Raw genomic sequence first — 13,169 nt, 5'->3', positions numbered from 1 at the left:
CCTAGAATTTCTTGCTTAATTCCTTAAGTGCTGCTTCAACGCTGCAATCTTCATGTATTAGCTTAGCTATAGCACCTGCATATCTAGCTGGCTCCTCATGTCCCCATATGTTCCTTCCCATGGCAATTCCAGATGCACCTGCTTCAAGAGCTTCCTTTATTTCTGTAAGCAGCTGCTCTTCAGACACCTTCTTACTTCCTCCTAAAATTACAACAGGTACAAAAACGCTTTCGCATAATTCCCTGAAGCTTTCAGTATCTCCTGTATATTCTGTCTTTATAATATCAGCACCCATCTCGGCGCCAAGTCGGCATGCAAAGGTAATATTTTGAGCAGTACGGGAATCCTCTCCACCTTCAAAACCTCTTGGAAGCATTTCCGCAGTCATTGGAATACCCCACTTATTGCATTCGCTGATATTAGCTGCCAGGTTTTTAAGAACCTTATCCTCCCATTTAGATCCAGGAAAGCCCATGCCAATTACAGAATCAGCTCCAAGACCTATGGCATCTTCAACGTTAGCTACAGTTTCAACAGTTTTATCTTTTGAGCCCAGGAATGTAAATGCGCCATCCAGCCTTAAAATGATTCCCTTCCCATGAAAGTCATCTGCAAATTTTTCTACCAATCCAACATTAGCCAAAAATGCATCTGCTCCTGCTCTAGCCACATCGCTTACAATATCACCTATACGCTTCATAGCAGGAAGAACATTAAAAACGCTTCCATGGTCCATTGCCATGATGAATGTCTTTTTATCCTCTCTGAAAATATGGTTCAAGCGGTGTGTTTTACTTGCCATTATACTTCACCTCTTTTCTATAATAGTATAATGCGTCATTTTGTGTTACATTTGCTCAGTCAATTTACATTTGTAACGTCTTAATTATGATATCATATCGAACTTTGTATGTAAAGTGAAATTTAACTATACAATTATCGCTATTTTCAATATTGTTAATAGGTTATTTGAATAAAATATTGAAGAGGTATCGAATAGTTCATTACAAAATAAGAAAAACTCCTTCACTTAATAGTGAAAGAGTTTTTCTTAACATAAACTTCTTTATATGGTCTATAATTAAAAGTCAAATTGTTTTTGATAATACATCAGCAGTTTCAAAATCAGTTATCAGTACATTAATCAGTCTGCTTTTTGCAGCACCTATTATAGACTGTACAGATTCTTTTCCTTTTCCTATTCCAACACGCAAAGGAATATTTTTATAACTATCAATATCAATTGACAGCACCCTGTCATTTATAGTGTTGGTAATGAGATTGCCATCTATATCATAAAAATGAGTACATACTTCACCAACAGTACACTTATTTTTCAAATCCTCTAATTCTTCTGCTGAAATAAATTTTGTTTCAACGAGCGATGATATATGGTTCATGTCGCCAATAAGAACCATAGCTATGGTACAGGCCTTCATGGCATCAAAAACATCAGTATAAAATTCTTCTTTTAAAAGAGAGTCACGAAGCAATGTACTGTTCAGCATCATTGGAGCATAAATAAAGTGAGGCTTTGCATGCAATTTGTCTGATGCCTTCCTGACAATGTAGTCTGAACTTCCATATTCGCCATCTGTATTAAGAATTCCTACCAATTGCGTAACAGAAAGATTCTTTGCCTCTACAGGCTTGAGCCTATCAACAATATATGATAAAGCCTTTCCTCCTGAAAAACCTATAATATCATTGTTCTTAATAATGCCTTCAAGATATGCTGCTGATGCATTTCCCAATACTTCCTTTTCTGGTGCAGCTACGATAATCACCCTATTAAGGCCCAGCAGGGATTCCAGCTTGACCTCCATTTCAATGCCCTCGCATGGGTAGCCTTCAATAGTAATTTTCACTATACCATCTTCAAGACATTTTTTTAAAACCCTGTTAACCTTCTGACGGGACATCGACATCTTTTTTGCTATCTCTTCCTGAGTCATTCCAGCTTTATAATAGTAGTAGGCAATTTTCGTATATTCATTTCTTAAACTATTACTTATCATTAATATCACCCAAAATAAATTATTATATATTTCCCTTTAAATTGCAACATTAAACTGTAATAATTTGTTACAGGTAATCTATGTTTCCTATTTGAGGATGAATCAATGATCCGTGATTATCAAGCAATCATCAGAACTTGGTTTCCCAAGGGTAGGCAATTCCTTATTCCTACCTATGGAAAGTATCATGGTGTTAAATTGCTTGGAATATTAAACTATGAGACCGTTAAAGTTCACTGTATGGAGGAAGAAAAATACTATGCAAAAGTATTTTTTAAATTCCTGTATAAAGTACTTGAAATATATGCCTTGGGAAAATAGGATATAGATTCTTTATCGTGATTTATATAGCAAAAAAATCACTCTTATGAGTGATTCGTTTTCAGATGGCGGAGAAGGAGGGATTCGCTCCGCTCGCTTTGGCTCGCTTTCACGCCTGGGAGGGAAAATGCTTCCAAAGGGCGCATTTTCTTGTTCCTCCCGTTCGAATCCCCGTTGCTCATTCGTTTATACTAAAAAATCACTCTTGTGAGTGATTCGTTTTCAGATGGCGGAGAAGGAGGGATTCGAACCCTCGCGCCAGTTTCCCGACCTACGCCCTTAGCAGGGGCGCCTCTTCGACCTACTTGAGTACTTCTCCAGGTCTAAGCTATAGTTCTTTATGGAGGAGAGAGTGGGATTCGCTCCGTTCGCTTTCGCTCACTATCACGCCTGGGAGGGAAAATGCTTCCAAAGGGCGCATCTTCTTGTTCCTCCCGTTCGAATTCCCATCTACTTTTCCTCTTATACATACTCTTATTCAAAGAACTAAGTTATGATTCTCTTATGGAGGAGAGAGTGGGATTCGAACCCACGGATGTCGTGAAACATCTCTGGTTTTCAAGACCAGCTCCATCAACCGCTCGGACATCTCTCCAAATTTAAGACATATTAAATTATATCAGGTAAAATCATAAGTGTCAACAAAAGCATAATAAATTCCGGTGTCAATTTGTGGACCTTATTTAGCTTGGGAAGCTCTAAAATACAGGCAAGTTTCACTTTAGATCTTTTCTATTCTTCTCTGCTATGAGATCTATCTTAATATAAGAATAAAATTTTCGAACCCTGTTTTGTCATCATTTTTAAAGCTGCAGGTATACTCAGATACACCTTTGAAGCGAAAATATATAGCTGTATGGCTGTTTTCCGTCAAATCCTCATAATGCTTAATATCTACACCGGATATATATTCCTTTTTTGCCAGATCCATTATCATTTTTTCATTTTCTTTTGATAATATCAGATTTTCAAAATCAAGATAAAATACTGGTTTATCTTCTTTATCAAACATCACTCCGGATTTAATAGCAGGACAGAAAGCTCCTCCTGCCAGTATAGTCCCTTCCACTTCCTCAAAATCAAAAGTGATTTCTTTATCAGTTTCAGCAATATTTTTTATGCCTGCTTTATTTATGCCATTTCCCAGCCTTACTTGAGAACCTGATTCTAAGCTATGGTATAATTGCTCTATTGAAAGTTCCCCATTTTTTATATCATAATTTATATTATGAGGAAACTCTCTGAAAGCGTTTACTATATTATTTCCTTCACTGTAAAAAGAAATTACGCCATTATCATAGGATGTATCGGAAATATAATCTACAGTATCAAGGTTTATCGTCCTGCAGCTGTTTTCCCGAAAACCCACAAGAGCATAATTCAAATTTGTCAGAGGATAAATGGGAGAAATCTGATAGGAAGCCAGATAATAATTTTCATTTAGCCTTTCAAGCTTCATTATTTGGATTTCATCATTTTTTGCGACCATGGTTTTCTCTGGTGAAGCTTCCTTCAGATGCTTGTCTAAAAGAGCCACTGCTTTTTCATAATCCCCAAGCTTGTACGAGCCATCCTTTGCATCCGCCGACACTTCTTCTCCAATTTTCAGTGCTTGGCTTGTGCAGCTTGCAAGAAGCATGGAACAGATTACAAGCATTAAAATAAAAAATTTTCTTTTCATGATTTTCATCTCACTTTTTAATTATTTTAAATTTATCTAAGGGCCATATCCTGGCCACAGCCTTGCCTTCGATCTGCTTGTAGTCTATAAAGCCCAGCTGCCTGCTGTCTAAGCTGACCTCTCTGTTGTCCCCCATGACGAAAACCTTGCCTTCAGGCACTATCAGCGGAAATTCCAGAGCATCGGCATAGGTCTCTCCCTTTACATAGGTCTCCTCAAGCAATTCGTCATTTATATATACCTGGCCTTCCTCGATTTTTATTTCATCTCCGGGAAGCCCTATGACCCTTTTTATCAGATGATTCTTACCGGCTTTACCTCTGATAATATCAATGGTCTCCTTTACCTCATCAGCGTAATCGAGAAAGAACCCCTTGCTTGCATTGTCCTTGTCGAGAATGATCACATCTCCTCTTTTTGGTGCGGTAAGCTCATAGATGAACTTGATCTCCAACACCCTCTCACCCTGGATAAGTGTGTTTTCCATAGAATTCATCCTTATCTCCGGAATAGCAAATACAGTAGATTTTAAAAACATTGCGATTGCAAATGCTATAACAACAGTTCCAAGAAGCTCAAAAATTTTTTTCATGCGCATCACTCTCCGTATTTAACGATTTATTATCATATATGCCTCCCATAGGTTGGCTACTGCCAGTATTAGAACAGCTAAAATCATACCTGCCCATTTTTCTCCATCTATAGGTGCTATCTCTTTAGACTCAATTTTTGCAGGATTTGTTACAAATATTTATCAAGCCAGGCTACAGACTCCTCCACCATACCGATGGTCTTATAATGATTCAGCCTGGGTGTTACAATAAATTCTAATCTTTCAGGCTTATCCTTATATACTTCCTTTAATCCTTCAAAAAAATACTTCTGGATATCTATGGATATGGAGGTATCACTGTCCCCATGCAGCAAAAGCATAGGCCTGGGATATAATTCATCCTTCTTCGACCAAGGGTCGTATTGCCTTATCTGCTCAAGCTGAACTTCACCTGCCAGGCCATGTCTTTTCCGGTCAATTTCCTTAAACTTCATCTCTGCCTTCTCCCAGGCGCAAGCTCCATTCATATTGATGAGGCATTTTATTTCCGGGTTTGATGCAAACACTCCGCCGGCTATGAAGCCTCCCATGGAGCTTCCCATAACGGCAAGCCTGTCAGGGTTTATTTCAAGCTTTTCTACGGCAGCTTCTTTTAATGCTTTATATTCCGTCACCGAATTCAATATCACCTTCCAGAAATAGGATTTCAATGATTCTGTATTATAGCTCTTCAACGCATCCCTCCGGCCGTGATGAAGAGCATCGGGCAAGATCACCTCAAAGCCGTTAAAGGCCAATACCTTTCCAAGGAAAAGATTATTTTCTTTATTTGACTCCCATCCGTGATAATAGATCACTGCCGGTCTTTCATCACTGACAAAGCTTGGTTTAACATACAAGCAAGGTATGCCTCCAAGCTCCACCTCTGATATCCTTAATATATCCTTCGTTTGCATAATCAATGTCAGCCTCCTTATTTATCCCAATGACACGCCTTTCTTATAATAATCAAACGCAACCTCTACCCCAAAACCGTTTCTTTTATACAGGTCAAAGGCCCTCAAATTATTGCTGTCTACTTCAAGAGTTATGTTTTCGTAGCCATTTTTCAGCAAGTCCCTCATTATCAAAAGCAATAGCTCCTTGCCGAAGCCTCTGCCCTGAAACTCCGGAAGCACGCCCAAGCCATATATTATTGCTTCTTTATCTCCGAGATATCCATTTCCTATGCCTATCATCCTGTCTTCCCAAAAAGTTGCATATGCCTTCCGATTCTTTGAATTAAAACAATTTATAATAAAGCTTTCAGCCTCTTTACGGCTTTCGTCAAATGCCAGCATGCTGACATGGCATAGTTTTTCTATATCTGATATGCCAGGCATATATAGTTTAGTTTTATATTCATAGCTCTTATCAAATACATTGGCGAATATATCAAATCTCATAAAATATTCAGTGAAGTCATAGCTTCCGCCCAGTCTTTTGATGCTTTCCTGCCCTGATAAGCATTGACTTTCACAAACAAACAGCATGTCTTTTACATCATATCTTTTTAACTCTTCCACTGCCTCTAGCAGCAGCCTTTTGAAGCATCCTTTTCTTCTGTATTCAGGCAATGTATATGCTGATATTTCAGCTCCCCGGGCTGTGGGTATAAACATATATAAGAAGCTTATAAGTCTATTTTCTTCATATAGCAAAAACAAATAATTGATTTCCTGATTAAAGTTTACTGCTCCATCAAGAAGCAGCTTGGCTTTCAGGCTATCATGCTTCTTGCAGCATGAGTATACCTCTCTTATCTCTTTCTCCACAGCTGAATCTAAATTGTTAAGTGACTTAATGTACATAGCGGCCCCCCTATTTCATCTGCTCTTCAATATAAGCAATGTTTTCATTTATCAGCTTTTCATCCGCTTTGCCTGAGTGGCCGCATAAAACGGTCCGGGCTCCGATGCCCTTTATGTATTCCAGCGATTTAATATATGCTTCCAAATCATCATAGCTCAAATACGGATATGGATGCTCCACCAAATCCCCGACAAACAGAACATAATCCCTTTTATCATAGCAAATAGCGGAATCTGCCGTATGACCCGGGGCATATATGAACTCTATACCATAATCATCATAGCTCAATCTGCTGTCAAAGGTCAAATTGGGCAGCTTCAGCTTAAAGGAACCGTCATGATACTTGCCTTTAAATTTCTCCAGATCCCTTTCTCCGCTCTCCATGATCCTCTGTCTGCAGCTTTCATGGGCTATAATTACCGCATCCGGGAAAGCGCAGTTTCCCCAGATATGATCCCAGTCCCCATGGGAATTGAACACTATGATTTCTTTGCTTCCAAGCCCTTGAGCATCTATATACTCTTTTACAGTCTCCATGGATTTTGGCCCCACATGAGTATCGCAGAGGAATAGCTTTTCCCCTGCATCTATTAAATATACATATGTATCTTGAGGAAAGGATGAATCCTTTTCATTAAATTTGAATAGGGTCCCCCTGCTTCCCACTTTCTCTATATCCATATTAACCCCCTCTTTCTTTTCTATATTATTCTCAGATCTGCTAACATAAAGCGAAATTTGCTTTCTGCCAATCCTCGAAGAAAATGGCCATGGCGTGATCATCATAGTATTGCCCATCTCTGAAAAGCTCTTGCTTAAAAACTCCCTCCACTTTAAAGCCGCACTTTTCGTAGCATCTGATAGCCCTTTTGTTAAAAGAAAAAACATTCAACTTTATCTTATTTATGTTCATCTGCTGGAAAATGAATTTGATGAGAACATTGAGCGCATCTGTGCCGTATCCCTTGCTCCAATATTCCTTATCCCCAATAAATATGCCTATCGTAGCAATCCTGTTGAGCCAGTTGATACTATTTATTCCGCAGCCGCCGATATATTTTCCCGTTTCTAAATCCTCTATAGCAAAGCTATAAGTATCTTTCGCGGTCAACAGGCTTTCAAACCATTTTTCTTCCTGCTCCAGGATCATAGGGTAAGGGATTTGAGCTACCAGCAATCTTTTCATTTCGCTGTCATTCATATACTCATAAGCCAATTTTATGTCTTCCTTTTTATAGGCTCTCAATTTTACTTTGTCTCCATAATACATGTAAAAACACTCCTATCCTCATTTATTGAACCATTAAAGCTAAACTGCGCTCAATTTTTCGACAGCCTCTTTTTCGCCTGGCAAGAAAAATATATCATTTCCCTTGTTGCTTTCATAAATGAAATCTTTCAAGCTTTTACTTGTATAGCCGGAAAAATCGCCTACAATGGCTATCTTCATATGATAATTGATAAACTTTTGCAGTATTTCACCCGCAAGCTTCGTTCTCAACTGAAAAAAATCCTCACATAGGGCTGCTTTGTTCAAAATCATACGATCACAGCCTGTTTCATAGTTTACCGTTGCTATTAAATCCAATGCCGACTGAACATCTGTTATCAATATTTCGCTGCTGCTTATAACAGCAATTTCTGTATTATTTTCTTTTATAGTCCTTATTTCCATAATAATCCTCCAATCCAATCAATGACAGCCATGCACTTTAAAGCAAGGTTTTGGTCATATTCACCATTCCGGGAATATATCCAAGCTTCTGATTTAACGCCATCATATTGCTATTATTGTAATGAACCGTTGTTTGTATGGTCTTTATACCCTCAAGCCGGCACCATTCTTCCAGCAATGCTTTCAGATTTGTTGCTGCGCCATGTCTCCTGCAGCCTTCTGCAGTATATAAAGATAAAATCATAACGCTTTCTTTGGGCTTTTCTTGCTTGCACGCCCATATGAATCCCTGAGCTTGGCCCTGATCATCCTCTGCAACCGCAATAAATAAGTCTTCCCTCTTTGTATTCTTAATCCTTTGTATCGTTTCATCTATATCGGCTGCTGAAGCTTTGTAATCCGGTATCCACAGCTTCGGTGTGAGGTTATGCCATCTGGCGATCTGCATCAAAAGCATATCTGTTTTCTTGTCGTTATTGCTGCCGTTAAGTTCAATCCTTCTATAATTCATTGTCAATCCCTCCAACTGTTAGTCTCCGTCCTATATCCCGCTATCCTTCGCCAGCTCACTATGCCTGAAGCAGTCCTTTATATGATCATTGATCAGGCCTGTAGCCTGCATATGGGAGTATATTATTACAGGTCCCAGAAACTTAAACCCTCTCTTCTTCATATCCGCGCTTATTCTCTCGGACAGTTCCGTCTTCGCAGGATTCTCCGATTCACTTGTCCAGCAGTTTATTATAGGCTTGTGATCTACAAATCCCCATATATAATCACAAAAGCTTCCGAATTCTTTTTGAACCTCCAGAAATCTTTTTGCATTGTTTATTGAAGCTCTTATTTTCCTTTCGTTTCTTATGATTCCTTCATTTTTCATCAGCTCTTGGACTTTATCCTCACCAAAGCCTGCTACCGACACAGGATTAAAATCATCATAAGCCTTTCTGTAGTTCTCCCTTTTTCTTAAAATGGTGATCCAGCTCAGCCCTGCCTGGGCAGATTCCAATACAAGAAATTCAAATTGCTTTTTGTCATCAAAGGAAGGGACGCCCCATTCTTCATCATGGTATTTTATGTACAGCTGATCCTCACCGCACCAATTACATCGCTTCATACAAAATTTCTCCTTCATTTATTGGCATACATGCCAATGTATTACATTGACCTTTTAGAAAATTATATCCTTCTTTAAAGCCGCTGTCTAGAATAAAGAAAAAGCGCCGAAACCTGATTACCGGTTTCAGCGCCATCCTGCTACTTCTTTATTCTGTCTACACCGCCCATATAAGATCTGAGGACCTCGGGCACCAATACGCTGCCGTCCTCCTGCTGGAAGTTTTCCAATATGGCGGCTACTGTTCTTCCTATAGCCACTCCTGAGCCATTCAGGGTGTGAACAAACCTGGCCTTGGCCTTCGGGTTTTCCTTAAACTTTATATCAGCCCTTCTTGCCTGGAAATCTTCAAAGTTGCTGCAGCTTGATATTTCTACATACCTGTTATAGCTGGGCATCCACACTTCCAAATCATAGGTCTTGGCAGATGAAAATCCTATATCCCCTGCACTCAGGCATACTACTCTATAGGGCAAGCCCAAAAGCTGCAGAATCCTTTCTGCATCATTCGTGAGTGTCTCAAGCTCTTCGTAGGAATTATCCGGATGAGCGAATTTCACAAGCTCTACCTTGTTAAACTGATGCTGCCTTATGAGCCCTCTGGTATCTCTTCCTGCAGAGCCGGCTTCTGCTCTGAAGCAAGCGCTGTAGGCAGTATATTTTATAGGAAATTGCACGCCTTCCAATATTTCTTCTCTGTGTATATTGGTCACAGGAACCTCTGCGGTAGGTATGAGATAATAGTCCGTATTGTTTACTTTAAACATATCTTCCTCAAATTTAGGAAGCTGGCCTGTTCCCTGCATGCTCCTGCTGTTGGCCATATAGGGAGGCAGTATCTCGGTATATCCATTTGCCGTATGAGTATCCAGCATGAAGTTTATCAATGATCTTTCAAGCCTGGCGCCTAAGCCTCTGTAGAATGTGAACCTGGCACCTGTGACCTTTCCTGCGGTGGCGAAATCCAATATGCCCAAGTCCTCTCCGATATCCCAATGAGCCTTGGGTTCATAGGGGAATTTAGTAGGTTCTCCCCATCTCCTTATTTCCTTGTTGTCCGCATCGGATTTGCCGTCAGGAATGCTGTCATTGGGAGTATTGGGGATGGTCAGGAGCTCTTGATTGATTTCATCCTCTATCTCCCTTACCTTGTCATCATCTTCCTTTATTTTATCGGAAACTGCCTTCATCTCAGCAATCAGCCCATCCGCATTTCCTCTTGACTTCTTGATCTTGGCTATTTCTTCGGATACTTTATTCCTTTGAGCCTTCAAATCTTCAACGGCAGCCAAGAACGCCCTTCTTCTTTCATCCAATTCAAGTATCTTCCCGACCCTGTATTCTCCGCCTCTTCTTTTCAGCTTTCTTATTACTTCTTCTGCATTAGCTCTTATTTCTTTAATGTCAAGCATAAAATTACCTCCTTAAAATTTTTGGTAAAAAAATAAACCTTCCGTCCCCATAAAAGGGACGAAAGGTAATCCGCGTTGCCACCCTAGTTAACAGCACCAGCATATGCTGCTCTCTCAAAGATATAACGGCTTCACCGCTCCTGCTCATCACAGGCTGCTCCGGGATGGAATTCAATGTCTTGCACACCGGCTTTCACCATCCGCCGACTCTCTTTATAGCAGTTTCATCTACTTTTTCCCATCAATGCATTTTACTATATAGTTTTTTTTATTTTACTACTTATTATTAAATTTTTCAAGCAGTTTATGCAAAAGTTTCGAAAGCCAATGTATTACTCAGATCCCTGCTCTACTCCTGAGCTCTGAGTTCTGAATCCTGAGTCCTATTAATACGCTTTCGCTACATAGATCATATGCTCAGCTTTTTTGCCGCAGAAGGGGCATGTATCTCCCAGTTGCTCCTGTTCAAATGGCAAGCATCTTATGGTGGCTGATGTCTCTTCCTTCAGCTTATCTTCGCATTCCCTGCTTCCGCACCACATGGTTTTTACAAAGCCCGGAGTTTCTTTCATTATTCTCTTTATTTCCTCATAGTCGGTGGTAGTGTAAGTCTTTTCTTCTCTATTCTTCAATGCCATGTTAAACATGTTTTGATGGATGTCATCCAATATTTCCCCAATCTTTTCGGTCAAGCCTTCCATAGATATCGTAAATTTCTCAAGAGTGTCCCTTCTTACTGCAGTAACCTGGTTATTTTCAATATCCTTAGGACCTATCTCCAGTCTGAGGGGCACGCCCTTCATTTCCCAATAGTTAAACTTCCAGCCCGGGCTGTAGGTATCCCTGTCATCCATTTCAACTCTGAAGTTCTTTGCCAATTCGCTCTTTATTTCATAAGCCTTATCCAATACGCCTTCCTTATGGAATGCTATAGGCAGGATAACAACCTGAACAGGTGCAACTCTCGGAGGCATCATGAGCCCTCTGTTATCTCCATGTACCATTATGATGCCGCCTATCAATCTGGTGGATATGCCCCAGGAGGTGCTCCAGCCGTATTTTCTTATCCCGTCCTTATCAAGGAATTGTATATCAAACATTTTGGCAAAATTCTGACCCAGATTATGAGAAGTTCCTGCCTGCAAAGCCTTGCCGTCATGCATCATGGCTTCCATGGTATAGGTCTTGTTGGCTCCCGCAAACCTTTCCTTCTCACTCTTTTCTCCCAATATAACAGGCATAGCCAATTCGTCCTCTGCTACCTGTCTGTAAACCTCAAGCATCCTCAAGGTTTCTTCCTGTGCTTCCTCTTCAGTTGCATGAACTGTGTGTCCTTCCTGCCACAGGAATTCAGCAGTTCTCAAAAATGGCCTGGTAGTCTTTTCCCACCTTATAACATTGCACCACTGATTGATAAGAACCGGTAAATCCCTATAGGATTGAACCCATTTTGAATACATGGTACAAATTATAGTCTCTGATGTAGGCCTTATAAACAGCTTTTCTGCCAATCTTTCGTTGCCGCCGTGAGTGACCCATAAAACCTCCGGTGCGAAGCCTTCGAAGTGGTCCGCTTCCTTCTTTAAAAAGCTTTCCGGTATGAGCAAAGGAAAATAGGCGTTTTTGTGCCCTGTTTCTTTAAATCTTCTGTCTGCCACCCTTTGTATGCCTTCCCATACTCCATAACCGTAGGGTTTTATGACCATGCACCCTTTAACGGGAGCGTAATCCACCATATCAGTTTTTAGTATTACATCTGTGTACCATTGAGAAAAATCCTCTTCCATAGGTGTAATCTCTTTTACAAAATCCTGTTCCTTCTTGTTTCCCATAAAAAATCACTCCTTAATCGATAAGATATATATATTTGAAAAAAATAAACCTTCATCCCCATAATGGGACGAAGGTTGTGCTCGCGGTACCACCCAATTTAGCATGAATATCATGCTATCTCAAAGCCCTTATCGGCGGCTCACCGGCCTGGCTCTTCGCCAGCAGCTCTGAGGTGGGTTGAAGCAGCCTTTACCTGAAAGACCTCTCAGCCTATGAGTCTTTCTCTCTTTCGGATTGCTTGCTCTTTTTTCCTCTTCATTGCTTAATATCATTTTAGGCTTATTATATATTATTGTGTCGATATCGTCAACATATTATTAGATTCATCAATTCAAGCATCATAAATAACTATTTAATAAGCTTTTCAAGGTTCATCCTCGCCTACCTTATCAATAAGATTTCTTCTCAAGTCCGAAAATACTTCCTCATGAGAATATCTTATTCCGGTAGATTTAGCTTCTAATTCTGCTTCTTTAAGGCTAAAATATATTTCACTTGCATACAGCTTGCGTTCATAGGCTTCAATGCTCATAACAACCATATCCCCATAACCGTTTTTTGTCAAAAACACCGGTTCCCCTGTTTCATGCACAATTCTGGAAATATCTGAAAAATTATTTCTTAAATCGGAAACGGGTCTAATCTGTGGCATAAAATCACCCTTCCACTGTTTTATCTTAATTTTATCATAATTATGATAAAGCATCA

At 39.8% G+C, this 13,169-nt stretch carries 14 protein-coding genes, 2 tRNA genes, 1 pseudogene and 1 other annotated feature; of the genes and pseudogenes, 1 reads left to right on the top strand and 16 read right to left on the bottom strand.

What is annotated here, in order from left to right; translation table 11 throughout:
• Position 1 precedes the first annotated feature (1 nt).
• Together LJD61_RS17635 and LJD61_RS17630 are read right to left on the bottom strand one after the other, a co-directional pair.
• Positions 2 to 802 carry a class I fructose-bisphosphate aldolase gene (locus tag LJD61_RS17635; protein WP_255228873.1) on the bottom strand — a complete coding sequence of 267 codons (801 nt, stop codon included), beginning with the start codon at positions 800 to 802 and terminating at the stop codon, positions 2 to 4.
• A 286-nt stretch (positions 803 to 1,088) separates the two neighbouring features.
• Positions 1,089 to 2,018 carry a sugar-binding transcriptional regulator gene (locus LJD61_RS17630; protein WP_255228872.1) on the bottom strand — a complete coding sequence of 310 codons (930 nt, stop codon included), beginning with the start codon at positions 2,016 to 2,018 and terminating at the stop codon, positions 1,089 to 1,091.
• A 66-nt stretch (positions 2,019 to 2,084) separates the two neighbouring features.
• Between LJD61_RS17630 and LJD61_RS17625 the strand changes: the two are divergent.
• A pseudogene (locus LJD61_RS17625) lies at positions 2,085 to 2,336 on the top strand (transposase); the annotation flags it as partial.
• 230 nt (positions 2,337 to 2,566) lie between these two features.
• Here the strand turns inward: LJD61_RS17625 and LJD61_RS17620 are convergent.
• The 14 genes from LJD61_RS17620 to LJD61_RS17555 all read right to left on the bottom strand — a co-directional run bounded on the left by LJD61_RS17620 (position 2,567) and on the right by LJD61_RS17555 (position 13,113).
• Positions 2,567 to 2,658: transfer RNA gene (locus LJD61_RS17620), tRNA-Ser, on the bottom strand.
• 186 nt (positions 2,659 to 2,844) lie between these two features.
• A tRNA-Ser gene (locus LJD61_RS17615) sits at positions 2,845 to 2,934 on the bottom strand.
• Between the two features lie 159 nt (positions 2,935 to 3,093).
• Entirely contained in the window at positions 3,094 to 4,020 is a 927-nt protein-coding gene (locus LJD61_RS17610) for an outer membrane protein assembly factor BamD (RefSeq protein ID WP_255228871.1), read from the bottom strand.
• 10 nt (positions 4,021 to 4,030) lie between these two features.
• Complete coding sequence (lepB, locus tag LJD61_RS17605) at positions 4,031 to 4,612, bottom strand: signal peptidase I (protein ID WP_255228870.1); 582 nt, start codon at positions 4,610 to 4,612, stop codon at positions 4,031 to 4,033.
• A 149-nt stretch (positions 4,613 to 4,761) separates the two neighbouring features.
• Positions 4,762 to 5,529, bottom strand: a complete 768-nt coding sequence (locus tag LJD61_RS17600; RefSeq protein ID WP_255228911.1) for an alpha/beta fold hydrolase — start codon at positions 5,527 to 5,529, stop codon at positions 4,762 to 4,764.
• A gap of 21 nt (positions 5,530 to 5,550) precedes the next feature.
• Positions 5,551 to 6,423 carry a GNAT family N-acetyltransferase gene (locus LJD61_RS17595; RefSeq protein ID WP_255228869.1) on the bottom strand — a complete coding sequence of 291 codons (873 nt, stop codon included), beginning with the start codon at positions 6,421 to 6,423 and terminating at the stop codon, positions 5,551 to 5,553.
• Positions 6,424 to 6,433: 10 nt separating this feature from the next.
• A complete protein-coding gene (locus LJD61_RS17590) occupies positions 6,434 to 7,105 on the bottom strand; it encodes an MBL fold metallo-hydrolase (RefSeq protein ID WP_255228868.1) in 672 nt (223 codons plus the stop codon).
• A gap of 40 nt (positions 7,106 to 7,145) precedes the next feature.
• Positions 7,146 to 7,694, bottom strand: a complete 549-nt coding sequence (locus tag LJD61_RS17585) for a GNAT family N-acetyltransferase (protein ID WP_255228867.1) — start codon at positions 7,692 to 7,694, stop codon at positions 7,146 to 7,148.
• Positions 7,695 to 7,733: 39 nt separating this feature from the next.
• Positions 7,734 to 8,099 (bottom strand): DUF4180 domain-containing protein, encoded by a 366-nt coding sequence (locus LJD61_RS17580; protein WP_255228866.1) that lies wholly within the window; start codon positions 8,097 to 8,099, stop codon positions 7,734 to 7,736.
• Between the two features lie 37 nt (positions 8,100 to 8,136).
• Complete coding sequence (locus LJD61_RS17575) at positions 8,137 to 8,610, bottom strand: GNAT family N-acetyltransferase (protein ID WP_255228865.1); 474 nt, start codon at positions 8,608 to 8,610, stop codon at positions 8,137 to 8,139.
• Between the two features lie 30 nt (positions 8,611 to 8,640).
• Positions 8,641 to 9,216, bottom strand: a complete 576-nt coding sequence (locus LJD61_RS17570; protein ID WP_255228864.1) for a DNA-3-methyladenine glycosylase I — start codon at positions 9,214 to 9,216, stop codon at positions 8,641 to 8,643.
• 140 nt (positions 9,217 to 9,356) lie between these two features.
• Positions 9,357 to 10,628 (bottom strand): serine--tRNA ligase, encoded by a 1,272-nt coding sequence (gene serS, locus LJD61_RS17565; protein WP_255228863.1) that lies wholly within the window; start codon positions 10,626 to 10,628, stop codon positions 9,357 to 9,359.
• 51 nt (positions 10,629 to 10,679) lie between these two features.
• Positions 10,680 to 10,882: a binding site (T-box leader), on the bottom strand.
• 132 nt (positions 10,883 to 11,014) lie between these two features.
• A complete protein-coding gene (gene proS, locus LJD61_RS17560; RefSeq protein ID WP_255228862.1) occupies positions 11,015 to 12,460 on the bottom strand; it encodes a proline--tRNA ligase in 1,446 nt (481 codons plus the stop codon).
• A 365-nt stretch (positions 12,461 to 12,825) separates the two neighbouring features.
• Positions 12,826 to 13,113 (bottom strand): type II toxin-antitoxin system Phd/YefM family antitoxin, encoded by a 288-nt coding sequence (locus tag LJD61_RS17555; RefSeq protein ID WP_255228861.1) that lies wholly within the window; start codon positions 13,111 to 13,113, stop codon positions 12,826 to 12,828.
• Positions 13,114 to 13,169: the final 56 nt, after the last annotated feature.

The organism is Lutispora saccharofermentans, from assembly GCF_024363565.1.
GTDB lineage: Bacteria > Bacillota > Clostridia > Lutisporales > Lutisporaceae > Lutispora > Lutispora saccharofermentans.
Note: the sequence above shows the minus strand (reverse complement) of the source record. Positions and strands in the feature narration are given on the sequence as shown.

What these genes read in the sequence shown, in the direction of transcription:
- LJD61_RS17575 (WP_255228865.1), bottom strand. Translation starts at nt 8,610, where the DNA reads ATGAATTATAGAAGGATTGAACTTAACGGCAGCAATAACGACAAGAAA.
- LJD61_RS17635 (WP_255228873.1), bottom strand. Translation starts at nt 802, where the DNA reads ATGGCAAGTAAAACACACCGCTTGAACCATATTTTCAGAGAGGATAAA.
- LJD61_RS17595 (WP_255228869.1), bottom strand. Translation starts at nt 6,423, where the DNA reads ATGTACATTAAGTCACTTAACAATTTAGATTCAGCTGTGGAGAAAGAG.
- LJD61_RS17585 (WP_255228867.1), bottom strand. Translation starts at nt 7,694, where the DNA reads ATGTATTATGGAGACAAAGTAAAATTGAGAGCCTATAAAAAGGAAGAC.
- LJD61_RS17600 (WP_255228911.1), bottom strand. Translation starts at nt 5,529, where the DNA reads ATGCAAACGAAGGATATATTAAGGATATCAGAGGTGGAGCTTGGAGGC.
- LJD61_RS17570 (WP_255228864.1), bottom strand. Translation starts at nt 9,216, where the DNA reads ATGAAGCGATGTAATTGGTGCGGTGAGGATCAGCTGTACATAAAATAC.
- LJD61_RS17580 (WP_255228866.1), bottom strand. Translation starts at nt 8,099, where the DNA reads ATGGAAATAAGGACTATAAAAGAAAATAATACAGAAATTGCTGTTATA.
- LJD61_RS17630 (WP_255228872.1), bottom strand. Translation starts at nt 2,018, where the DNA reads ATGATAAGTAATAGTTTAAGAAATGAATATACGAAAATTGCCTACTAC.
- serS (WP_255228863.1), bottom strand. Translation starts at nt 10,628, where the DNA reads ATGCTTGACATTAAAGAAATAAGAGCTAATGCAGAAGAAGTAATAAGA.
- lepB (WP_255228870.1), bottom strand. Translation starts at nt 4,612, where the DNA reads ATGAAAAAAATTTTTGAGCTTCTTGGAACTGTTGTTATAGCATTTGCA.
- LJD61_RS17590 (WP_255228868.1), bottom strand. Translation starts at nt 7,105, where the DNA reads ATGGATATAGAGAAAGTGGGAAGCAGGGGGACCCTATTCAAATTTAAT.
- proS (WP_255228862.1), bottom strand. Translation starts at nt 12,460, where the DNA reads ATGGGAAACAAGAAGGAACAGGATTTTGTAAAAGAGATTACACCTATG.
- LJD61_RS17555 (WP_255228861.1), bottom strand. Translation starts at nt 13,113, where the DNA reads ATGCCACAGATTAGACCCGTTTCCGATTTAAGAAATAATTTTTCAGAT.
- LJD61_RS17610 (WP_255228871.1), bottom strand. Translation starts at nt 4,020, where the DNA reads ATGAAAAGAAAATTTTTTATTTTAATGCTTGTAATCTGTTCCATGCTT.